At 74.1% G+C, this 22,094-nt stretch carries 12 protein-coding genes; 2 read left to right on the forward strand and 10 right to left on the reverse strand.

Annotated elements, in window-relative coordinates; all coding sequences use genetic code 11:
• Positions 1-18: 18 nt before the first annotated feature.
• From ABZ135_RS03460 to ABZ135_RS03480, 5 genes are all read right to left on the reverse strand, one after another.
• Positions 19-1,284, reverse strand: coding sequence for a LuxR C-terminal-related transcriptional regulator (locus tag ABZ135_RS03460; RefSeq protein WP_356691296.1), 1,266 nt, complete (start codon positions 1,282-1,284; stop codon positions 19-21).
• On the reverse strand, positions 1,281-3,023 hold the full coding sequence (paaN, locus tag ABZ135_RS03465; protein ID WP_356691298.1) for a phenylacetic acid degradation protein PaaN: 1,743 nt from the start codon (positions 3,021-3,023) through the stop codon (positions 1,281-1,283). The genes ABZ135_RS03460 and paaN overlap by 4 nt, the downstream gene beginning before the upstream one ends.
• A gap of 513 nt (positions 3,024-3,536) precedes the next feature.
• Positions 3,537-4,415, reverse strand: a complete 879-nt coding sequence (locus ABZ135_RS03470; protein ID WP_356691300.1) for an SDR family oxidoreductase — start codon at positions 4,413-4,415, stop codon at positions 3,537-3,539.
• 29 nt (positions 4,416-4,444) lie between these two features.
• Positions 4,445-5,659, reverse strand: coding sequence for an NAD(P)/FAD-dependent oxidoreductase (locus tag ABZ135_RS03475; RefSeq protein WP_356691471.1), 1,215 nt, complete (start codon positions 5,657-5,659; stop codon positions 4,445-4,447).
• 61 nt (positions 5,660-5,720) lie between these two features.
• Positions 5,721-13,181 carry an amino acid adenylation domain-containing protein gene (locus tag ABZ135_RS03480; protein WP_356691302.1) on the reverse strand — a complete coding sequence of 2,487 codons (7,461 nt, stop codon included), beginning with the start codon at positions 13,179-13,181 and terminating at the stop codon, positions 5,721-5,723.
• Positions 13,182-13,377: 196 nt separating this feature from the next.
• Between ABZ135_RS03480 and ABZ135_RS03485 the strand changes: the two genes are divergently transcribed.
• Entirely contained in the window at positions 13,378-14,169 is a 792-nt protein-coding gene (locus ABZ135_RS03485) for an alpha/beta hydrolase (protein WP_356691473.1), read from the forward strand.
• A gap of 142 nt (positions 14,170-14,311) precedes the next feature.
• Here the strand turns inward: ABZ135_RS03485 and ABZ135_RS03490 are convergent, their stop codons facing one another.
• The gene (locus ABZ135_RS03490; RefSeq protein WP_356691304.1) at positions 14,312-15,490 is read right to left on the reverse strand and encodes an MFS transporter; all 1,179 of its coding nucleotides are present in this window, start codon (positions 15,488-15,490) and stop codon (positions 14,312-14,314) included.
• A gap of 118 nt (positions 15,491-15,608) precedes the next feature.
• Here ABZ135_RS03490 and ABZ135_RS03495 point away from each other — a divergent pair, with 118 nt between their 5' ends.
• On the forward strand, positions 15,609-16,514 hold the full coding sequence (locus tag ABZ135_RS03495) for a LysR family transcriptional regulator (protein WP_356691475.1): 906 nt from the start codon (positions 15,609-15,611) through the stop codon (positions 16,512-16,514).
• A gap of 2 nt (positions 16,515-16,516) precedes the next feature.
• On the opposite strand, the gene ABZ135_RS03500 is transcribed toward ABZ135_RS03495, so the two are convergent.
• From ABZ135_RS03500 to ABZ135_RS03515, 4 genes are all read right to left on the reverse strand, one after another.
• On the reverse strand, positions 16,517-17,164 hold the full coding sequence (locus tag ABZ135_RS03500; protein ID WP_356691306.1) for a thymidine kinase: 648 nt from the start codon (positions 17,162-17,164) through the stop codon (positions 16,517-16,519).
• 71 nt (positions 17,165-17,235) lie between these two features.
• Entirely contained in the window at positions 17,236-18,441 is a 1,206-nt protein-coding gene (locus ABZ135_RS03505; protein WP_356691308.1) for a nucleotide pyrophosphatase/phosphodiesterase family protein, read from the reverse strand.
• Complete coding sequence (locus tag ABZ135_RS03510; RefSeq protein WP_356691310.1) at positions 18,441-19,034, reverse strand: DUF5998 family protein; 594 nt, start codon at positions 19,032-19,034, stop codon at positions 18,441-18,443. Before ABZ135_RS03510 ends, ABZ135_RS03505 begins: the two co-directional genes overlap by 1 nt.
• Before the next feature lie 88 nt (positions 19,035-19,122).
• On the reverse strand, positions 19,123-21,990 hold the full coding sequence (locus ABZ135_RS03515; RefSeq protein ID WP_356691312.1) for a GNAT family N-acetyltransferase: 2,868 nt from the start codon (positions 21,988-21,990) through the stop codon (positions 19,123-19,125).
• Positions 21,991-22,094 lie beyond the last annotated feature (104 nt).

Genomic DNA, 22,094 nt, shown 5'->3' on the forward strand with positions numbered 1-22,094 from the left:
GGGGTGAGGGGCGCGGCCTCAGGCGCGGCGGGCGGCCCGCAGCAGGTCGATCCGCGAGCTCACCCCGTAGAGCTTGAAAAGCCGGCGCAGGTGGTAGTTGACGGTGTGCGGGGAGAGGGCGAGCCGGCTGGCGATCTGCTGGTTGGTGAGTCCTTCGGCGACCAGCGCCACCAGGGCGTGCTGCTGCTCGCTCAACTGTCCGCCCCGGGTGGGCCGCTCGGCGGTGGAGGGGCCCGGCCGGGCCGGGGCGGCCGGCGGCGGGGCCGTGGCCGGGAGCGGAGCGGGTGCCGGGTGGCGCTGCCCCCGGCGTACGGAGCGCAGCGCCGCGGCCTCCTGCTCCAGGGCGAGCCGCACCGACGGGGGCACGGATTCCGCGATGAGGCGGCGGAGCAGCGGGTTGTGGAAGACGGCGCGGCTGCCGATGTTGCGGACGACTCCGGTGGCGCAGACCTCTTCCAGGGTGGGCAGCAGGGCGGAGACGGAGGTTCGCATCATCAGGGCCAGTTCGCCGTACACGACCTCGTCGCCGAGGACGGCGGCCACGCAGAGCAGTTGGCGGCAGGACGGCGAGTAGCGCTCCAGGGTGGTGCGTACGCGTGCGGCGAGCCGGGCGGGCAGCGTCTCGGTCAGCAGCTCGGCCGCTCCGCCGGACAGGGCGACGCCGCCCTCCTCCTGGAGGCCGGTCAGGAGCTCGATGAGCAGCCGGGGGTGGCCTCCGGCGTCGTCGATGAGGGGTTCGAGGGACGGGGCGGGCGGTACGCCGAGCAGGCCGTGGGCGAGCCGGCGGGTGTCGGTGGGGGCCAGCGGTCCGAGGACCAGGCGCTCGGTGCGTGCGGCCGGGTCGGCGAGGAGGGGGCCGGTGAGCGGCGGGGACTCGCCGGGCCGGTGGGCGATCAGCCAGACGGCCCGGCCGGTGCCGGGGCGGCCCCGGGGGCCGGGGACGCGGGCGAGGCCGGTCAGGCGGTCGGTGGTCCCGCGCGGGTCGTCGACGATCACGAGCCGGGGTCCGGTGGGGCGGTCGCCGCTCCGGGCGCCGGTGAGGGCGGCGGCCGGGCGGTGGGTGCGTGCCTCGCGTCCGTGGCCGCCGCGCGAGGGAAGGTAGCCGAGGCGCCGGGCGAGGGTCGCGGCCTCGGTCAGCAGGCGGGTCTTGCCGATGCCCGGCATGCCTTCGACGGAGACCACGGCGGTGCCCTCGCGTCTGCCGTGCTCCAGGACGTCGCGGATCAGGGCCAGTTCGCGTTCCCGGCCGTGCAGCGGCAGGTCGGTGGTCAGGAGGGTGTTCATGTGGCACCGCCGTAGCGTCGTACGACCACCGTGCGGAAACGTTCCGCCACGTAGGCACCGTCGCTGTACACCGCGTTGCCCGCCGGGTTCATGCCGGTGCCGTGCAGGTCGGAGTAGACGGCGGACTGCGAGATGTACCAGTCGCCCATCAGGTTCATCGACAGCATCACCCCGGTCTCGACGCAGGCGGCCTCCATCGCCGCCTCCACCTCGGCGGACACCGAGTACAGACCCACCGAGAGGGCCCCGCACAGACGCGTGGTCTCCTTCACGAGCTCCACGGCCGCCGCCACCGAGTCCACGGCCACGGCGAAACAGACCGGTCCGAGCCATTCGGCGAGCAGGGTGGCCCGTTCCTCCGCCCGGCCGGCGTCGAGCCGTACGACGACGGGTGTACGGACCACCGCGTCCGGGTACCTCGGGTGCCGCACCTCCCGCGAGGGCACGCCGACGGGGCCCAGCGCCCCGGACATCGCGAGGTCGACCCGGGAGCGCACCTCGGGGCCGATCAGCGCGCCCAGCACCTCGCAGGCCGCGCCGTCGTCGCCGAGCAGGGCGTCCAGGGCGGCGCCGAGGTCGGCGACCACCTCCTCGTAGCTCTTGTGGCCCTCGTCGGTGGCGATGCCGGTGCGCGGGATCAGCAGGTTCTGGGGGCTGGTGCAGAGCTGGCCGCTGTAGAGGGAGACCGAGAAGGCCAGGTTGGCGAGCATGTCGCGGTAGTCGTGGGTGGACTCGACGAGCAGCGAGTTGACGGCGGAGGCGGCCGTGAAGACCCGGGCCTGGCGGGCGTTGTCCCCGAGCCAGTCGGCGAAGGCGGTGCGGCCCGCGTAGTCCACGAGGCGCACCCGGGGGTCGGTCGCCAGGCGCCGGGCCAGCCGCTCGCCGGGGTATTCGGGGGCCAGGCACACCAGGTCGGGGGCGAAGCCCGCCTCGGCGAGCACCTCCCGGGCGATCCGGACGGTGAGCGCGAGCGGCAGGACCGCGGCGGGGTGCGGCTTGACCAGGACGGGGTTGCCGGTGGCGAGGGAGGCGAAGAGGCCGGGGTAGCCGTTCCACGTGGGGAAGACGCTGTTGGCGACGAGGAGGGAGATCCCCCGGGGCACGGCCGTGAACCGCTTGCCGATCTCGACGCTCCGGCCCGGGCCCTGGGGCTTGCTCCAGTGGGCGGTCGCGGGCAGCCTGGTCTGCTCGGCGTAGGCGTAGGCCACGGCCTCCAGGCCCCGGTCCTGCGCGTGGACGGCGCCGGCGTGGAAGGCCATGACGGGGTTGTGGCCGCTGGTGTGCTCGGCGACGGCCGCGAACTCGGGGCTCCGGGCGTTGATCCGGTCCAGGATCTCGACGCAGACGGCGGCGCGGGCCTCGGGACCGGCGTCCCGCCAGGCGGGCAGCGCGGCCGTCATGGCGGGCAGCAGGACCGCGGGGTCGTGGTGGGGATAGGAGATGCCCAGCTCCATGCCGTACGGGGAGCGCTCGCCGCCCCGCTCGGGTTCGGGCCCGACCGTGCCGTCCCGGCCGGGCTGGCCGAGGTCCATCGGCCGGCCGAGCAGCGCGCGTAAGGACGCCTCGCCGTCCGCCGTGGCGTCCGGCCCGTAGGCCCGGGTGTCCTCGGGGTAGGGGGACCAGTGCTCGCGGGTGCGGATGGCCGTCAGGGCGCGGTCCAGGGTGGCGCGGTGGCGGGTGATCAGGCGCGCCGGGGATCGGCCGTCGGTGGGGGGAACGTGGGGAGTGGTACGTGCCATGATCTTCATCCTTGTCGTGCGGGGTCACCGGTTTCCACAGCAAACTCGGTCACTGCGGGCCTTGACGGTCCGTTCACACACGCCGTCCCGCGCACCGCGCGCCCGGCGCACGCCGAGGGGCCCGGGAAGGGCGCGCGAAATCCCCGGGCAGGGCGTGGGAGAGGCGCGATCCCGTGGGTCCCGGGGCCTTCGGCGGGTCCGCCCGGGCGGGCCGCGGGCACGGAGGACGACATGCCTCGGCGTGACCGGGACACCGGGGTTCCGGTCACGATCTTGGCGCGATCTCTACGGGGAGGGTGGGCCGGGCAGGTCGGACGACTGGCCTGTTTCCTACGGGTCCGAGCCGTACGACAGTTCGGTCGGACGACGGACCCGCCGGGAGGGCGGCGGGTCCGTCGTCCGGTCTCGTGGGGGAAGGGGCTCCCGGCCGGCGGCGTCACCGAGGGATCGGACCGAGTGACCGGGATGCCCAGGGATCGGGATTCCGAGGAATCGGGTTACCGAGGGCTCGGGCTACCGCGTGATCGGGCTCAGGTACCGGTCGAGTGCCGCGTCCGGCAGGGCCCGCGCCAGGACGCTCACGGTGCGGGCGTCCGTACCGACCCGGTAGCGGGACTTCGGCCGCCGGGAGGTGAGCGCCTGGCCCACGGTGCGCGCGAAGTCCTCGGGACGGGTCCTGCTGTCCCTGGCCTGGCGCTCGTTGGCGTGCAGGAAGCGGTGGAACGGGATGCGGTAGAGGTCGGCGATGTGCTCGGGGACGCCGTCCATGGCGGCCCGGGCCGTCTCGCTCACCTTCCCCCAGATCGGGGTCATGATCGCCCCGGGCTGGACCACGCTCACGTCCACCCCGTGCGGCCGCAGCTCGCGCCTCAGCACGTCGGTGAGGGCCTCCTTGGCGAACTGCGCCGAGGCGTAGGCCCCCAGGTAGGGGATGGCCACGCTGCCGAGACCGGAGGTCACGTTGACCACCCGGCCCCGGGCACGGCGCAACGGGGGCAGGAACGCCTGGGTGACGGCGAGCTGGCCGACCACGTTGATGTCGAGCTGGCGGCGCAACTGTTCGGGCGCCACGCACTCGAGCGGGGCCGAGACGCAGATGCCCGCGTTGTTGACCAGGCCCCACAGGCCCCGGTCCCCCACGGCCCGCGCGACCTGTTCGGCCGCCGCCGCGATGGTCTTCTCCTCGGTCACGTCGATCCGGACGGGGGTGATCCCGCCGCCCGTGGCCTCCTGGGCCAGGGCCTCGCCGTCGGCCTCGGCGCGCACGCCGGCGAAGACCCGGAAGCCGGAGCGCTCCAGTTCCAGCGCGCAGACCCGGCCCAGGCCCGAGGAGGCGCCGGTGACAAGCACGGTCCTGCCGTGCGGGGTGAGCGCGCGCGGATTGCCTGACATGTGGTGTCTCCTGAGTCGTTCGGCGGCGGTCATGCCGCGGCGGGGGCCGGGGAGGCGGGGCGCGGGGTGCTCAGCGGGAAGGTGAGCGAGTCCTCCAGGGTGCGGACCAGCTTCCGCTGCGGCATGAAGCGGAAGTAGGCGTCGCGCAGGGGCCGGCGCACCGGGTCCTCGGACTGCTCGAAGGTGCTGATGCCGCGCGAGGCGGCCACCATGCCCCGGGTGCGTTCCCGGCGCTCGTCCTCGTAACGGCGCAGGGCGCGCGGCAGGTCGACGGCGCCCGCAAGGGCCCGCCCGAGGACGACGGCGTCCTCGATGGCCATGCCCGAGCCCTGGCCGAGGCTGGTGAGCATGGGGTGGGCGGCGTCGCCGAGCAGGGTGACGGGGCCCCGGCCCCAGCGTTCCAGGAAGACCCGGTCCCGGGAGGGCACGGCGATGACCGCCTCCGCCGGGGTGGCCCGGATGGCCTCCTGGACCTCGTCCGCCCAGCCCGCGTAGGTGGCGAGGATCTCCTCCTTGCCGCCCCGCCAGTGGGCGGAGCGCTCGGCGGGCATGTTCTTGGTGCCCCACCAGTAGAGCCGCCCGCCGCCCATGTCGACCATCCCGAAGCGCCGGCCGCTGCCCCAGTAGTGGGTGACCGAGCCGGGCGCGAACCGGGGGTGCGCGAAGGGGATCACGGCCAGCCAGCAGAGGTAGCCGCTGTCCTGGGAGTCCTCCGGGCCGACCAACTGCCGGCGGACGACCGAGTGGAAGCCGTCGGCGCCGATCAGCACGTCCCCGTGGACCTCGCGGCCGTCCTCGAAGCGCACCCGCACCCCGTCCGCCGGGTCCTCGCCGGTCTCGAAGCCGGTGGCGGTGGCGCCGAGGGTGAGGGGGATGCCGTCCGCCGCCTCAAGCAGGGCCGCCTGGAGGTCGGCGCGGGTGATCAGCACGCTGGGGACGCCGAGCCGCCCGATGATCTCCGGGAAGGGGAACTCCCGGATCAGCCGGCCCCGCGCGGTCCTGACGTGGTACGACTCCAGGGCCGTGCCCCGCTTCTCCAGGTCGATGCCGAGGCCGAGGGAGTCCAGGGCACCGACGGCGTTGCTCATCACCGAGAGGCCGGAGCCCGCGGCGCGCAGCTCGCCCGCCCGCTCGTACACCTCGACGTCGAGTCCCGCCCGGCGCAGGGCGACGGCGGCGGTGAGGCCGCCGATGCCCGCGCCGAGGACGATGGCCTTCCGTGCCGTGCTGCCGCTCCGCTTCATCGCGCCGTCCCTGTCTCTGTCCTGGTGCTGGTGCTGGTGCGTGTCGGTGAGGTCGGCCATGTCACGCGCCGCCGATCAGCTCGACGACGGTCCTGACCATGTGACCCACGTGCGGCTCCTCCATGATCGTGAGGTGGTCGCCGGGGACGTCGACCACGTCCAGGACGCCGCTGGTGCGTTCGCGCCAGCCGTTGGTGGGGTCCTTGTGCATGCTCTCGATCGCGGTGTGCATGGAGTTGAGGACCTCCGGCAGCGGCTCCGAGGCGTGGATGAGGACCATGTCCTGCTCCACCACCTCCGGGCGGTAGGCGAAGGCGGCCTTCCAGTTCGCCTCGTACACGTGGAACAGCCGCCGCACGACCGCTCCCGTGCTGCCCGCCGGCAGCACGCCCTCCTCGATGGCGAGCTGCGCGATGAAGTCGAACTTCTCCTCCAGTGTGGCGAGTCCGGCCGGGATCAGCTCCAGCGGGGAGTCACCGCCGCGGCGCAGCCAGAGCAGCTCCCAGAAGAACCAGCCGAGCAGCGCCTCGTCGCCGGTGTTCAGCCGCCGTCCGGGGTTGAGCGCGGTGGTGTCGAGGAGCACCAGGCGGGCGATCTCCTCGCCGGCCGCGCGCAGTTGGCGGGCCATCTCGAAGGCGACGAAGCCGCCGAAGGACCAGCCGCCGATCACGTACGGGCCGCTGGGCTGGACCCGGCGGATCGCCTCGACATAGCTCGCGGCGATCTCCTCCACGCTGCGCAGCGCCTCGGTGCCCGGATCGGCGCCGGCCGCCTGGAGGGCGTAGAACGGCTGGCCGTCCGGGAGGTGCTTGGCGAAGCGGACGTAGCAGAGCACGTTGCCGCCCATGGGGTGCACGAAGAACATCGGGCGCCTGTCGCCGTCGGGGCGGATCGGCACCAGCGGGTCGAAGGCCGTGCAGGCCCGCCCCGAGCGCAGCCGGGCCGCGAGGGCGGCGGCGGTGGGGGCGGCGACGAACTCCGAGAGCGGGACGCTCGTGCCGTACCGCTGCTCGATCTGGACGACCAGGCGCATCGCGGTCAGCGAGGTGCCGCCGAGGTCGAAGATGTCCTGGTGCGGGCCCACCGCCGGGAGCTGGAGCAGGTCCGCCAGCATCTCGGTCAGCGTCCGCTCGTACGCGTCGAGCGGTTCGGCGGCGTCGGCCGCGGTGCCGGCGGTCAGCGGCTTCGCGCGCAGGGCGGCGTCGTCCCGCTTGCCGCTCGGGGTGAGCGGCAGGGCGTCCAGCCACTCGATGTGCGAGGGCATCATGTAGTCGGGCAGGACGGTGCGCAGTTGCTTGCGCAGCAGGGCCAGATCGGCCCCGTCCGGGTCGCCGGTGAGGAAGGCGGCCAGGAAGGAGTCGTTGCCCTCGCGCCGGCGGGCGACGACGGCGGCCTCCTGGATGCCGGGGTGTCCGGCCGCGAAGCGGGTGATGGCGAGCTCGACCTCGGCCGGCTCCACCCGGTAGCCGCGGACCTTGACCTGCGAGTCGGCCCGGCCCAGGCACACGAGGTCGCCGTCGGGCAGCCGGATGCCGAGGTCGCCGCTGCGGTAGAGGCGCTCCCCCGTGACCGGATGGGTCACGAACCGCTCGGCGGTCAGGTCGGGCCGGTCGACGTAGCCCTCGGCGAGGCAGTCGCCCGCGAGATACAGCTCGCCCTTGACGCCGGGCGGCACCGGCCGCATGCGGGCGTCGAGGACGTGCACGCGGGAGCGGTCGACCGGGCGGCCGATGGGCGGCAGCGCGGGGAACCGGTCCGGGTCGCCCTGCATGGTGTACGCGGTGACCACATGGGACTCGGTGGGCCCGTACTGGTTCTCCAGGATGATCCCGGGCAGCGCCGCGCACAGACGGCGTATCTCGTCGGTGACGCGGAGCTGTTCGCCGGAGGACAGCAGGGCCTTGAGACCGCGTGGGGCCAGGTCGAGTGCGGCGGCGGCCTCGGCGAGCTGCTGGAGGGCGACGTAGGGCAGGTACAGGCGCTCGACTCCCTCGCGGTCCAGCAGGCGCAGCAGGGCGGGCATGTCGCGGCGCTCGTCCTCGGCGAGGACGTACAGGGTGCCGCCGCCGCAGAGCGTCGAGAAGATCTCCTGGAAGGAGACGTCGAAGCTCATCGGGGCGTACTGGGCGGTGGTCCCGCCGACGACGCCGCTCGGTACGGAGTTCTGCCAGGCGACGAGGTTCGCGAGGGAGCGGTGCGGCATGGCGACGCCCTTGGGGGCGCCGGTGGAGCCGGAGGTGAAGAGGATGTACGCGATGTCCTCGGGCGCGATACGGGGCGCGCTGCCGGACCCGGCGTCGGGCAGGGCCACGGCCGCCTCGCCGGGCACGGCCTCGGCCGCCACGCCGGCCGCCACGTCGGTCGCGACGCCGGCCGACACGTCGGTCACCCCGCGCGTCACCTCGTGCGTCGCCTCGCCGCTCGCCTCGCCGAAGAGGTCCTCGGCAGACAGCACCGGGGCCAGTTCCCCGAGCGTGCCGGCGTGTTCGGCCGCCGCGACGATCCGGAAGGGCCGGGCCTGCTCCACCATCGAGGTCAGGCGCTCGGCCGGGTAGCCGACGTCGAGCGGCACCGTCGCCGCCCCGGCCCGCATGACACCGAGGATGACGGCGATCGTCTCCGGGGAGCGGGGCATGGCGATGCCCACCCGGGCGCCGGGGCGCGCGCCGAGGGCCAGCAGCCGGGCGGCCACCCGGTCGGCGGCGCGGGCGAGTTCGGCGTAGGTCCACCTGCGGGAGCCGAAGGCGACGGCGACCGCGTCCGGGGTGCGCGCCGCCTGCTCGAAGACGGCCCGGGCGACGTCCCGGAAGTCCGCCTCAGGGTGCTCCCGGCCGGCGGCGAGAGCGTCGGCGGCCCTCGGCTCGGTCTCGGGCCCGGGCTCGGCCTCGGTCTCGGGCTCGGGCTCGGCCTCGGTCTCGGGCTCGGCCTGGGCCTCGGGGCGCTGTGCGACGAGGAAGCCGAGGTCCGGGGCCTCGTCCGGGTGCCGGACGATGCGGTCGAGCAGGGCCGTGTAGGTCTCGGCGTACAGCTCCGCCTGAGCGGGGGTGAAGGTCTGGCCGTGGAAGTCCATCCGCAGCCGCACCGTGCGCTCCACCGGGTCGGTCATGGCGTTGACGAGCACCTGGAAGTTGGTCTCCTCCCAGGTGCGGAAGTCCAGCATGCGCACGCCGGGCAGCTCCAGGACGGCGGCGAGCTGGCGGAAGTGGATGTAGTTGAACGCGGTCTCCAGGACGGCCGCGCCGCGGTCCTCCTGCACGGCGCTGAGCGGGTAGCGGCGGTGCTCGTGGCTGAGCCGCTCCTCGTCGAAGGCCGCGCGGACCACGCCGGCCCAGTCGGCCGGGGCCCCGGTGTCGAGGCGGACGGGCATGGTGTTGAGGAAGAGGCCGGCGGTGCGGTCGGCGCCGTCGATCTCGGGGCGGCCGTGGGTGACCAGGCCGGTGGTGACGTCGGCCGAGCCGGAGTACAGCCGCAGGGTGAGGCAGTGCGCCGCGAACAGCACCGACTTCAGGGGCAGTCCGCGCTCGGCGGCGAAGGCGCGTGCGGTGTCCGTGAGCTCCCTCGGCAGGTCGACCAGCCGGGTGATCTGCTCGGCGCCGCGCGGGGCCTCGTGCGGCCGGAATGCCTCCAGGTGCAGCAGCGGGGCGTCCGCCAGCCTGTCCCGCCAGAAGCGCCGGGTGTCCGCCGACTCCAGGGCGCCGCGCTCGGCCAGCACATGGTGGGCTCCGGAGGGCAGGGCGGTGTCGGGCACGGCCTCGATGGGGTGACCGAGGAGGTGGAGGTAGTCCTGGAGCAGGTCGCGCAGGAGGGTGGCGACGCTGCCGCCGTCGAGGATCGCGTGGTGGAAGCTGAGCACCAGCTCGACGGTGTCGTCCAGGACGTGGGCCCGGAAGAGATAGAGCGGGGCGCGCTCGAACTCGTAACGGTGGAAGCGCCGTTCCTCGATGTGGGCGGCGATGGCGGCCCGGGCCTCGGGCTCCGCGCGTCCGCGCAGGTCCACGGTCTCCAGTCCGCCGTCGACGGTGTGGTCCACGATCTGCAGGGGCTCGGAGAAGGAGCCCAGGTCGAAGGAGGACCGCAGCACGGGGTGGCGTGCGACGAGACGCCCGAAGGCATCCCGGAAGCGGTCCTCGTCCCAGTCGAGCACCAGGCTGTACTGGAAGACGTCGTGGTAGACGGCCGAGTGCTCCTCGGCGCGGCTGTGGTAGAGCAGGCCGAGCTGGAGGCGGGTGAGCGGGTAGGCGTCGGCGCGGCCTTCGAGGCGGGCCCGGTCCACCTGGGAGACCAGCGTGAAGGGCGCGAGCTCCGGGGCGGCCTCGGTGGGTGCGCCGGTGGTGGCTCGGGCGGCCAGTTGGGCCACGGTGGGATGGTTCATGAGGTCGGTAGGCGAGAAGCGGATGCCGGCCTTCTCGGCCTGCGCGTGGATGCGCAGCATGGTGATGGAGTCGCCGCCGAGGGCGTAGTAGTCGTCGTGGACGCCGAGCCGGCCGGGCTCGGTCTCCAGGACCTCGGCCCAGATGCGGACGAGGGTCGCCTCGGTGGCGTTGCGGGGCGGCTCGGGGGCGCCGTCGGCGCCGGAGGCGGTGGCCGGGGCGGGCAGGGCGCGCCGGTCGGCCTTGCCGTTCGGGGTGAGGGGTACGCGGTCGATCCGGACGAAGTACGACGGGATCATGAACTCCGGTAACCGCTCGGCCAGTTCGGCGCGGAGCTCGGCCGGGTCGCGGGCCTCGTCGGCGACGTAGTAGCCGACCAGGACGGTGCCACGGCTCGCCGTTTCGCGGTCGACGACGACGGCGTCGCGGACGCCGTCGAGGGAGGCGAGCCGGTTCTGGACCTCGCCCAGCTCCACGCGGTTGCCGCGGATCTTGACCTGGCCGTCGATCCGGCCGAGGTACTCGATGGCGCCGTCGGCGAGGCGGCGGGCGAGGTCGCCGGTGCGGTAGATCCGCCGCTCCGGGGTGAAGGGCTCCTCGCCGGGCAGGTGACGGGCGGGGAAGGGGTCCTGGAGGAACTTCTCCGCGGTCAGCTCGGGCCGGTCGAGGTAGCCGCGGGCCACGTTGACGCCGCCGATGCACAGTTCGCCGGGCACGCCGGGCGGCTGGAGCCCGCCGTGCGCGTCCACCACGTACAGGACGGTGTTGTCGATGGGGCGGCCGATGGGCACCCGGCGGACCGGGCCGTCGGCCTGCCCCGGGCAGTCGTGGTACGACACGTCGACGGTGGCCTCGGTGGGCCCGTAGAGGTTGACCAGGCGCGGGGCGTCGGGGCCGGTGCCGAGGACCCGGTTGAACTGCTCGACACGGGCCGCCGGCAGGGCCTCGCCGCTGCAGAAGACGGTGCGCAGCGAGGCGGCGCGGACGCGGAGCTCCGGCGAGACCTCCAGCAGGTCGAGGAAGGGCCCGAGCATGGAGGGCACGAAGTGCAGCACGGTCACCCGGCGGCTCTCGACGGTGGCGAGGATCTCGCGCGGGTCCTTCTGGCCGCCCACGGGGAGCAGGGCGAGGCCCGCGCCCTCGACGGCCCACCAGAACAGCTCCCACACGGAGACGTCGAAGGAGATCGGCGTCTTCTGGAGCAGCACGTCGTCCGCGCCGACCGGGTAGGCCCGCTGCATCCAGGCCAGCCGGTTGACGACCGAGTGGTGTTCGACCATGACGCCCTTGGGGCGGCCGGTGGAGCCGGAGGTGTAGATGACGTACGCGAGGTCGCGCGGGCCGGCGTGCGGGTCGAGCGGGCCGTCGGGGCCGGTGAGGAGCTGGTCCACGGTCAGCGCCGGCGCGTTCCGCGCCGCCTCGGGCAGGGCGGTGCCGGGGTCGGCGAGCACGGCCGTGGCGCGGCTGTCCTCGAGCAGCAGGGCGATCCGCTCGGCCGGATAGCCGGGGTCGACGGGCACATAGGCGCCGCCCGCCTTGAGGACGCCGAGCAGGGCGACGAGCAGCCGGGGCGAGCGCTCCATGAGGACGGCGACGCGGTCGCCGGTGGCGACCCCGTGCGCGCGCAGTCCGCGGGCCACCTGGTTGGAGCGGGCGTCGAGTTCGGCGTAGGTGAGGGTGTCCGTGCCGTCGGCGCCGGTGACGGCGGTGCGGTCCGGGGTGCGGGCGGCCTGCGCGGCGATCAGGGCGTGCACGGTGGTGTCGTCGGCGTACGGGACGCGCGGGCCGCGGGAGTCGCGGACCAGCGCGGCGTATCCGGCCTCGTCGAGCAGGGGCAGGCTGACGGCCGGCCGCTCGGGCTGCTCGGCACCGGCCGCGATGAGGGTGCGGAGCTGGTCCGCGACGGCGGTGATGGGCAGGTCCTCGTCGAAGACGTCGAGCGCGTAGTCGAGGTCGACCCGCAGGTCGGCGTCGTCGTCGAAGGCGTGGATCATGACGGACAGCGCGTCCTGGGCGTGCACGGGTGCCTTGACGACGGTCTCGGTCTCGACGCCGGGCAGGGCCGCGGGGCGCGGGAAGCGCAGATAGGAGACGGTGACGTCGAAGAGGCGGCGGGATCCGGGCCCGCCGGCGGGGAGTTCGCGCAACACGTCGCCGAGGGCGAGCCGCTCGTGGCCGCGCAGCGTGTCGGTGCCGGTGCGGACGCGGGCGGCGAGCTCCGGCAGGGTGGCCTTCGGGTCGACGGCCAGCCGGACCGGGAGGCTGTTGGCGACCTGTCCGACGACGGCCTTCTCCGCCTCGGTGCGGCGGTTGAGGAACGGCACGCCGAGCACGGCCTCGTCGGCGTTGTGCACGCGCGCGAGGTAGGTGGCGAAGGCGGCGGCGACGAAGGCGAAGGGCGAGCTGCCGCCCTGGCGTATGCGGCGGACCAGCGCCGCGTCCACGGTGAAGGTGTGCCGGCCCCGGAGCACGGGCGCGTCGGCGGCGGCGACGGTACGGGGGAAGAGCGCGGGGGCGATGCCGGCGAGCGCCTCGCGGTGGTGGGCGCGGTCCTCCTCGTACGCGGCGGAGGCGCGGTACGCGGCCTCGGCGTCCAGCAGGGTCGTCACGGAGGACGCGCCGGTGTGCGGGCTCGCGCCGTCGGCGGCCGGGGCGGCGGGGGATCCGGTGCGGCGAAGGTACGCGTCGTGGACCTGCCGCAGGACCAGGTTCAGCGCCCAGGCGTCGGCGATCAGGTGGTGGACGTTCAGGTGCAGATGCACCACGCGGTCGCTCTCGCGCAGCACGGCGGCCGTGAACAACCGCGAACGGCGCAGCGCGAAGGGGCGGTTGAAGGAGTCGCGCTGCCACCGTGCGCAGGCCGCGGCGGGGGCGGGCGCGTCGGAGTGGTCGACGTACTCCACCCAGGGCGCGTCGTCCTCGGACGCGCACCACTGGTAGGGGACGCCGTCGGCCTCGTCGAAGCGCAGGGAGAACGCGTCGTGGGCCCGCAGGACCTCCTGGAGGGACTCCCGGAGCGCGTCGGTGTCCAGCTTTCCGTCCAGTCGCTCATGGAGGAGGACGTTGAACTGGGGGTCGGCGGCGGTGGCGGATTCGGCAGCCCAGATATCGCGCTGATAGGCGGACAGCGGGAGCTGACGTGAAGTGAGCATCGGCCTTCCTTCGATAATTCAGGCTCAGGGAATTGTCGTTGCCCGATGCTCGTGAGCCTACGTTTCGCTCGATCCGGTCCACCACTACCTGAGTGAGTAGCCTGTGACCACTCGATCAAGTAGTCGCCGGCCGGAACGGCGTGAAGTCGACGGAGAATTCAGAGGAATAGCCGGGCGTTTCGCTAGCATCGCCGACATGACCTCTCCACTTCCCTCCTCGTTTTCCTGTTCCGTGTGGGGCAGCGGCCCTGGACTCCTGCTCGCGCACGGCGCGGGCAGTGATGTACAGGACAGTTTCGGCCCCGTCATCGAATCCCTCGCGCAATCGAGGACCGTGATCGGTCCTGATTACCCGGGGTCGGGTTCCACCCCTCTCTCGGACGAAACACTGAGTCTGGACATGCTGGCCGACGGAATTGTGGAAAGCGCCGTGCAATCCGGTGCCGACACTTTCGCCATTTCCGGTTTCTCGATGGGCACGACGGTGGCCGTACGGGCCGCGGTCCGGCATCCCGAACGGGTCACGGCCCTTGTGCTCTCCGCCGGATTCGCTTTCCCGAATCCACGGCTGCGGCTGGTCGTGGAGACCTGGCGCGCGCTCGGTCGCCGCGATCCGGCCGGCCGTGAACTGGCCGCGTTCCTGTCCCTCGCGGTCGGCGGGCCGGACTGGCTGGACGAGCGCTCCGGCGACGAGATCGAGGAGCAGTTGCGGCTGTTCGCCGCGGGCATGCCGCCCGGCACGGACGCGCAACTGGCCCTGTTCGAGACCATCGACGTACGGTCCGATCTGGCCCGGGTCCGGGTGCCCACCCTGGTGGTGTGCGCCGAGCGGGACCTGCTCACCACTCCCGTTCACTCCCGCGAACTGGTGGACGGGATTCCGGGGGCCGGGTGGGCGGTTCTGGAGTGCGGGCACGCCATCGCCGCCGAGCGGCCGGCCGCGTGGGCCGAGCTGATCCGGGACTTCCTCGACGGCGTCGGCGGCTGACCCGGCCGGCCGCCTGAGCCGGCCGGGCGGTGGACCGGACCGGGCTTCCGGATCGGTGTCCGGGCCGGTCCACCATGGCGGCGCTCCGGGGTGCGGGGGACGTCCCCCGGAGCGCCGCCCGTCTCGGGGTGGCGGCCGCCGGTCAGGCGCGGGCGCCGGCCGGTGCGCGGCCCAGGGCCGTCACCGCCAGGGCGCCGACGGCGAGGGCCGCGCCCAGGTACATCACGGCCTCGACGCCGGAGCCGTCCGCGGCGAGGCCGCCGACGAACGCCCCGAGCGCGATCGAGCCGTTGAAGACGCCGACGAACAGGGCGGACGCCGCCTCGCGGGCCTCGGGGGCGGCCCCGAGCAGCCAGGTCTGCGTGGAGACCGACACCCCGCCGTAGGACAGGCCCCAGACCGCGAGCAGCACCGTCGCCGTGACCACCGAGCCGCCGATCAGCGGCATCAGGCAGACCGTCGCGGCCAGGACCAGGCTGATCAGGAGGAGCGTGCCGCGCGGGGTGCGCGCCGCGCCCGCGCCCGCGGCGAAGTTGCCGAGCACGCCCGCGACGCCGTACACCAGCAGCAGCGTGCCGATCACGGAGGCACTGGCCCCCGAGATCTCCTCCAGGGCGGGCCGTACGTAGGTGTACGCGGCGAAGTGGCCGGTGACCAGGAGCGCGACCACGCCGAGTCCGGTGGCCACGCGCGGGTTGCCGACCAGCCGCATCACGCCGCCGAGCCGGATGTCCTGCTCGGCCGGCAGCTTCGGCAGCAGCACCGCCAGGGCCACGAGGACCACCAGGGCGAGCCCGGCGATGGTGACGAACGCGGTGCGCCAGTCGGCGAGTTCACCGATGTAGGTGCCGGCCGGGACGCCGAGCACCGAGGCCACCGCGATGCCGCTGAAGACCAGGGAGGTGGCCGGGCCCACGGACTTGGCCGGGACGAGCCGTACGGCGAGGCCGGCCGCGATGGCCCACACGCCGCCCATGCCGATGCCGACCAGGACCCGGGCCACCACCATCACCGCGAAGTGCGGGGACCAGGCGGCCAGCAGGTTGCCGACGATCAGCACCGCCATCAGACCGCACATCACCAGCCGGCGGTCGAAACGGCCCAGCGCCGGGGTGAGCAGCGGCGCGGACACCGCACCCACCAGACCCGTGATGGTCAGCGTCAGTCCGGCCGTGCCCTCCGTCACCCGCAGCGCCTCGCCGATGGGGGTGAGCAGACCCACCGGCAGCATCTCGGAGGTGACCACGGTGAACGTCGCCCCCGCCACGGCGACCACGGCGGGCCAGCCACCCCCCGGGGGACGCGGAACGTCCGGTGTCACACCTGCGATTTCCTCTGTCTGTGCCATGAGTTCAGCAAACCCGCCGCGACCTGCGGGAACAACGGCCAATCCCTCATGCTTCCATGAGCAGGGCTACTTGATCGAAGGGGAGGACACCATGGGCGGTCTGGAGATCCGCGAGCTGGAGGCGTTCCTCGTGCTCGCCGAGGAGTTGCATTTCGGCCGAGCGGGCGAGCGGCTGTACGTGTCCCAGAGCCGGGTCAGCCAACTGCTCCGGTCGCTGGAGGGCCGGATCGGCGCCCCGCTGGTGGAGCGGACCAGCCGCCGGGTGGCCCTGACCCCGCTCGGCGAGTCCTTCCTCGCGTCGCTGCGTCCGGCGTACGAGGCGCTGCGGGCGACCGTCGACGAGGCCCGGGCGGCCGCCCGGAGCGTCGGCGGGGTGCTGCGGATCGGCTTCCAGGGGACGGTGGACGACTATCTGGCGCGGGCCATCACCCGCTTCGAGGAGCGCCACCCGACCTGCACGATCGAGGTGGCGGAGATAGCGCTGTCCGATCCGTTCGGGCCGGTGCGCCGCAAGGAGGTGGACTGCGCGGTGGTGCTGCTGCCGGTGGCCGAGGAGGACCTGGTGCTCGGGCCGGTGTTCTCACGGCAGCCGCAGACCCTGGCGGTCTCCGTCCGGCATCCGCTGGCGGGCCGGGAGTCGGTCGCGGCGGAGGAGCTGGCGGACTGCCGGCTGATCGGCATCCACGACTCCGCGCCCGCGTACTGGCGCCGGGCCCAGGCGCCCCACGAGACGCCGGGCGGTCTGCCGATCCCGGCCGGGCCGCTCGTCAACACCCTGCAGGAGGGCCTGTCGCTCACGGCGGCGGACCGGGGGGCGATGCTGCTGTGCCGGTCGACGGCCGAGTACCACGGCCACCGCCGCTCCCTCGCCTTCGTCCCGGTCGAGGGCCTGCCCGACTCCCTCCTGGGCCTGGTCCTGCGCCGCGGGAGCGCCACTCCGCAGGCACGGGCCTTCGCCCGGGCGCTCGGCGAGACGCTGGAGCAGGAGGCGGCCTGACGTCAGGTCAGGGTGACCGGCAGCACGTCGGGCGACAGCGCCGCCGCGCGCGCCGTCGCGCTCGTCATCCGCTTGCGGTGGTGCCGCCGGCACAGCACCTCGTACCCGACCTCGTCCCCCGCGTTCACATCGCCGACGACGACCTGCGCCCCCTCGACGACCATCTCGCCGCCGACGGTGCGCGCGTTGTGGGTGGCGCGGGCGCCGCACCAGCACAGGGCCTCGACCTGGAGGACCTCCACCCGGTCGGCGAGCTCGACCAGCCGCTGGGAGCCGGGGAAGAGCTTGGAGCGGAAGTCGGTGGTGATGCCGAAGGCGAAGACGTCGAGTTCGAGGTCGTCGACGACCCGGGCGAGCTGGTCGATCTGCTCGGGCGCGAGGAACTGGGCCTCGTCCGCGATGACGTAGTCACAGCGCCCGCCCTTCGACAGATGGGCGACGAGGTACGCGTAGAAGTCGAAGCCCTCGGCGGCCTCGACGGCGTCGGTGACCAGGCCGAGCCGGGAGGAGAGCTTGCCCGCGCCGGCGCGGTCGTCCCGCGTGAAGATCATGCCCTGGAGGCCCCGCGCGGAGCGGTTGTGTTCGATCTGAAGAGCGAGGGTGCTCTTTCCGCAGTCCATCGTTCCGGAGAAGAACACCAGCTCGGGCATGGGGGGTCGATGACCTTTCGCGATCGGGGACGGACGGGGGCGGGAGGAGACGGGCATGGGGAGGGGGACGCTCAGGAACGGACTTCGAGGAGCGGCACGAGCTGCTCCGCCGCGGTCATGGACCCGTGCATTCCCGCCATCGCGGACTCGTTCGGCTCGTTGACGGAGGCCGTGATGGCGAGATCGCCGTCGGCGGCCGCGACCACGTCGCCGATCCTTCCGTACACCCGCTCGTCGATCCGGTCGCCGAACCAGCCGAGCTCGATCGCCTCGTCACGGCCCGCCACCCAGAAGCGGTCGCCGAGGACCTCGCGCCAGCAGGTGAGGACATCGGCCCGGGCTCCGGGGACGGCGTAGACGTGCCGGGCCCGGCCCTCGCCGCCGAGGAGGGCGACACCGGCGCGCAGCTCCCAGTCCTCGTCGAAGTCGATGCGGTGGTCCTCGTCGAAGGGGACGTCGACCATGCCGTGGTCGGCGGTGACATAGAGGGCCGCGCGGGGCGGGAGCTGTTCGGCGAGCCGCTGGACGAGCCGGTCGACGCACATCAACTGGCCGCGCCAGGCGTCGGAACCGATGCCGAAACGGTGTCCGGCGCCGTCGAGCTCGCTGTAGTACGTGTAGACCAGCGAGCGGTCGCCGGCGGCGAGCTGCTCGGCGGCGAGGTCCATCCGCTCCTCGCCGGAGAGCCGTCCGTGGAACGTTCCGCCGCTCAGCGCGATCTTGGTGAGCGGGGTGTCCTGGAAGATCGGCGAGGAGACCTGGGCGGTGTGGACCCCCGCCTCGTCGGCGAGCCGGAAGACGGTGGGGTACGGCTGCCAGACCTGCGGCGGGGTCCAGGGCTTCCAGCGGAGCTGGTTCATCAGCTCGCCGGTGTCCGGATTCCGCACGGTGTAGCCGGGCAGGCCGTGGGTGCCGGGGAAGAGCCCGGTGCCGACCGAGGCGAGGGAGGTCGCGGTGGTGGCGGGGAAGCCGGCGGTGAGCGGGCGGCCGGTGCCGCCGCGGGAGGTGGCGAGCAGCGAGGTCAGATAGGGCGCCTCGTCCGGGTGCGCCTTGATCTGCTCCCAGCCGAGCCCGTCGATGAGGAAGACGCAGTTGCGGTCGGCGGACTCGAGCTCCGAGATCCGCGCCTCGAAGCCGGGCACGCCCTGCCCCGCGACGAGGGTGGGCAGGAGGTCGCCGAGGGAGCCGGAGCCGTACTCGGGGACCGGCGCGGAGGCCGGGTCGAGCGGAACCGGGTCGTCGGGCCAGCCCTGGGTCAGGGCCGCGGGCTGCACCATCAGCGGGTGACCGTGGTCGACGCGGTGGCCTCGGAGAGCGCCTGGGCGAAGGCGAGGGTCTGCCGGACCGTGTCCGGGCCGTCCCCGGCGTCGCTGACCCGGAGGCTGAGGTCGTCGGCGGTGGAGTTGCCGGTGTAGCCGTGGTCGGCGTCGCAGTTGGGGTCGCCGCAGGCGGCCGGCTCCAGGTCGATGCGGGAGACCGCGCCCCAGCCGATGGTGAGGACGACCTCGCGGGGCAGGGTGCCCGGGGTGTACGACTCGGGGTTGGAGACGACGCGGCTGACGACGATCGAGGAGATCCGGTCGAGCTTCACGGACTCGGTGGAGGTCGTCGCGTACGGCGTCGGGGAGCTGCTGTCGGCGGCCTGCTCGTCGGTGTGGCTGACGATGAAGCGGTTGGCCGTGAGGACGAGGACGGTGACGTGGCGGCGGACCTCGTTGGCGTCGAAGGTGGTCTCCTGGTGGACCACGTACGACGTGACGGCCTCGCCGCCGACGGCGGACTCCACCGCCTCGGCCACGAGTGCCGGGTAGTAGCCGCTGCGCTCGATCGCCGCGCGCAGCCCCTGGGTCGTCGTACCGGTCTTCGCCATGGACTCCATCCTACGGGGCGGCGGGGCCCCCTCCGGTCCTCCGCCGCTGCTCGGCGACTCGCTCACGGCACGCTCCTTCCGCCCGGTGTCAGTAGCTCGGGAGGCGGCGGGGCCCCAGGTCGGTGCGGGGCGGGGGCGGGGCGAGGCGGACGGTGGCGCCGAGGACGGAGAGGCCGCGGGGGGCGACGACGACGGGTTCGAGGGAGACGGCGACGATCTCCGGGTGGTCGTCGACGAGCCGGGAGACCCGCAGCAGCAGCTCTTCGAGGGCCGGGGTGTCGACGGGGGCGGAGCCGCGCCAGCCGAAGAGGAGGGGGGCGGTGCGGATGGAGCGGACGAGGTCGGCGGCGTCCCGGTCGGTGGCCGGGACGAGCCGGTGGGACATGTCGCCGAGGAGCTCGGAGGCGGCTCCGGCGAGGCCGAAGGAGAGCACGGCGCCGACGGCGGGGTCGATGGCGGCGCGGACGACCGTGTCGACGCCGCGCGGCACCATGGCCTGGACGACCGGCTGGAGCTCCTCCGGTTTGCCGAGGGTCTCGGTGAGCTCGGCGTAGGCCGTGCGCAGTTGCTCCTCGGTGGCGAGGTCGAGGCGTACGCCGCCGAGGTCGGGGCGGTGGCGCAGGTGGGGGGCCGTGGTCTTGAGGGCGACGGGGAGGCCGAGGCGGGCGGCGGCCCGGACGGCGTCGTCGGGGGTGGGCGCGGGCAGCGTGGGCAGGACCTCGATCCCGTACCGCCCGAGCAGGGCGCGGGCGTCCTCGGCGCCGAGGGTGACGCCGCGCGTGTCGGTGGTGGGCTCGCCGAGGATCCGGTCGATGAGCGCGGCGGCGCCGGTCTCGTCGATGTGCTCGAATTCCGGGACCCGGCCGGGGTCGGCGGCGGTCTGGCGGCGCCACTGGGCGTAGCGGACGGCCTCGGCCAGGGCGCGGACGGCCCGCTCGGCGGCGGGGTAGGCGGGGATGGGGCCGCGGGTGGGGGTCCGGTCGGCGGCGTCGTCGGGTCCGGCCGGCTCGTCCGCCCGGGCCTCGGTGGCGGGGGCCGGAGCGGGCGCGGGGGCGGGCGGGCCGGCGGGGCGGGTGCGAGTGGCCGCGGACAGGGCCTCGGCGAGGGCGCCCATCTCGACGTGGACGACGACGACCGGCTTGGCGGGGCCGGGAGCGGCGGCGACGGCGGAGCGGAGAGCCGCGGCGAGGACCTCGCCGTCGCCGGACTCGGTGGCGCCGTTCTCGCCGACCCAGGGGATGGCGGTGACGACCACGGCGTCGCAGGTGTCGTCGGCGAGGGCGGCCGTGAGCGCGGCGCGGAAGTCGGCGGGGGTGGCGCCGGTGGTGAGGTCGAGGGGCCGCAGCGGGCGCAGGCCCTCGGTGAGGCAGGCGTCGTAGGTGAGCAGGCCGAGGGACTCGGAGTTGCCGAGGATGGCGACCCGGGGGCCCGCCGGCAGGGGCTGGTCGGCGAGGAGGAGGCCCGCGTCGACGAGTTCGGTGACGGTGTCGACCCGGATGACGCCGGCCTGCCGCAGCAGGACGGAGACCGTGGCGTGCGGGATGCGGGTGACCGGGACGCGGTGGCCGGGCGGGGCGCTGCCGCTGTGCCGGGCGCCCTTGACCACCACGACGGGCTTGACGGCGGCCGTCCGGCGGGCGAGCCGGGTGAATTTGCGGGGGTTGCCGATCGACTCCAGGTAGAGGAGGACGACGTCGGTCGCGGGGTCGTCGTACCAGTGCTGGAGGAGGTCGTTGCCGGAGACGTCGGCGCGGTTGCCGGCCGAGAGGAAGGAGGAGAGCCCGGCGCCGCGCCGGTGCAGCCCGGCGAGGAGCGCGATGCCGATGGCGCCGGACTGGGTGAAGAGCCCGATCCGCCCGGCGGCCGGCATCTGGGGGGCGAGCGAGGCGTTCAGCCGGACGGACTCGGCCGTATTGATGATCCCGAAGGCGTTGGGCCCGATGATCCGCATCCCGTACGAGCGGGCCTGGCGCACCAGGGCGCGCTGGCGCTCGCGGCCCTCGGCGCCGCTCTCCGCGTATCCGGCGGAGAGCACGACCAGGCCGCGCACGCCGTGCTCGCCGCAGTCGGCGACGGCTTCGGGGACGCGCTCTGCGGGGACGGCGACGACGGCGAGGTCGACGGGTTCGCCGATGTCGGCGACGGAGCGGAAGGCGGGGACGCCCTCCATGTGGTGCGGCCCCTCCTCCAGGGCGGCGTTCACCGCGTGGACGCGGCCGGTGTAGCCGGAGGCGAGGAGGTTGCGCAGCACGGTCCGGCCGACGCCGCCGGGGGCGCGGCCGGCTCCGATCACGGCGACGGAGCCGGGGGCGAGGAGCCGCTGCACCGAACGCGCCTCGGCGCGCTGTTCGCGGGCGCGCTGGACGGCGAGGGAGCGGTCGGTGGGCTCCAGGTCGAGGTGGAGGCGGACGGCCCCGTCCTCGAAGCTGCGCTTCTGGGTGTAGCCGGCGTCCGTGAAGACCTTGATCATCTTGTTGTTGGCGGGCAGCACCTCGGCGGCGAACCGCCGGATCCCGCGCTCGCGGGCGACGGCCGCGATGTGTTCGAGCAGGGCGGAGGCGACGCCGCGGCCCTGGTGGGCGTCCTGGACGAGGAAGGCGACCTCGGCCTCGTCGGCGGGCGCGGAGGCGGGGCGCCCCTGGTCGTTGATGCGGTCGTAGCGCACGGTGGCGATGAACTCGCCGCCGACGGTCGCCGCGAGTCCCACCCGGTCCACGAAGTCGTGGTGGGTGAAGCGGTGGACGTCCTTGGCGGAGAGGCGCGGGTAGGGCGCGAAGAAGCGGTAGTACTTCGACTCGTCCGACACCTGCTCGTAGAAGCTGACCAGCCGGTCGGCGTCGTCGGTGGTGATGGGCCTGATGCGCGCGGTGCCGCCGTCCCGGAGGACCACGTCCGCTTCCCAGTGGTCGGGATACGCGTGTTCCGGCTGCTGCGACTGTTCGGACGCGCTCTGCATGGGGCAAGCGTACGGCGGGGGTACGACAGCGGCACCGGTCGTGACGGGAGCACCGGTCGCGCGGCGGGTGCGCTGCGGGCAAGGTAGGGAAGGCCGAACGGCCG

Source organism: Streptomyces sp. NPDC006339 (assembly GCF_040612775.1).
GTDB lineage: Bacteria > Actinomycetota > Actinomycetes > Streptomycetales > Streptomycetaceae > Streptomyces.

What these genes read in the sequence shown, in the direction of transcription:
- ABZ135_RS03460 (WP_356691296.1), bottom strand. Translation starts at nt 1,284, where the DNA reads ATGAACACCCTCCTGACCACCGACCTGCCGCTGCACGGCCGGGAACGC.
- paaN (WP_356691298.1), bottom strand. Translation starts at nt 3,023, where the DNA reads ATGGCACGTACCACTCCCCACGTTCCCCCCACCGACGGCCGATCCCCG.
- ABZ135_RS03470 (WP_356691300.1), bottom strand. Translation starts at nt 4,415, where the DNA reads ATGTCAGGCAATCCGCGCGCGCTCACCCCGCACGGCAGGACCGTGCTT.
- ABZ135_RS03475 (WP_356691471.1), bottom strand. Translation starts at nt 5,659, where the DNA reads ATGAAGCGGAGCGGCAGCACGGCACGGAAGGCCATCGTCCTCGGCGCG.
- ABZ135_RS03480 (WP_356691302.1), bottom strand. Translation starts at nt 13,181, where the DNA reads ATGCTCACTTCACGTCAGCTCCCGCTGTCCGCCTATCAGCGCGATATC.
- ABZ135_RS03485 (WP_356691473.1), top strand. Translation starts at nt 13,378, where the DNA reads ATGACCTCTCCACTTCCCTCCTCGTTTTCCTGTTCCGTGTGGGGCAGC.
- ABZ135_RS03495 (WP_356691475.1), top strand. Translation starts at nt 15,609, where the DNA reads ATGGGCGGTCTGGAGATCCGCGAGCTGGAGGCGTTCCTCGTGCTCGCC.
- ABZ135_RS03500 (WP_356691306.1), bottom strand. Translation starts at nt 17,164, where the DNA reads ATGCCCGAGCTGGTGTTCTTCTCCGGAACGATGGACTGCGGAAAGAGC.
- ABZ135_RS03505 (WP_356691308.1), bottom strand. Translation starts at nt 18,441, where the DNA reads ATGGTGCAGCCCGCGGCCCTGACCCAGGGCTGGCCCGACGACCCGGTT.
- ABZ135_RS03510 (WP_356691310.1), bottom strand. Translation starts at nt 19,034, where the DNA reads ATGGCGAAGACCGGTACGACGACCCAGGGGCTGCGCGCGGCGATCGAG.
- ABZ135_RS03515 (WP_356691312.1), bottom strand. Translation starts at nt 21,990, where the DNA reads ATGCAGAGCGCGTCCGAACAGTCGCAGCAGCCGGAACACGCGTATCCC.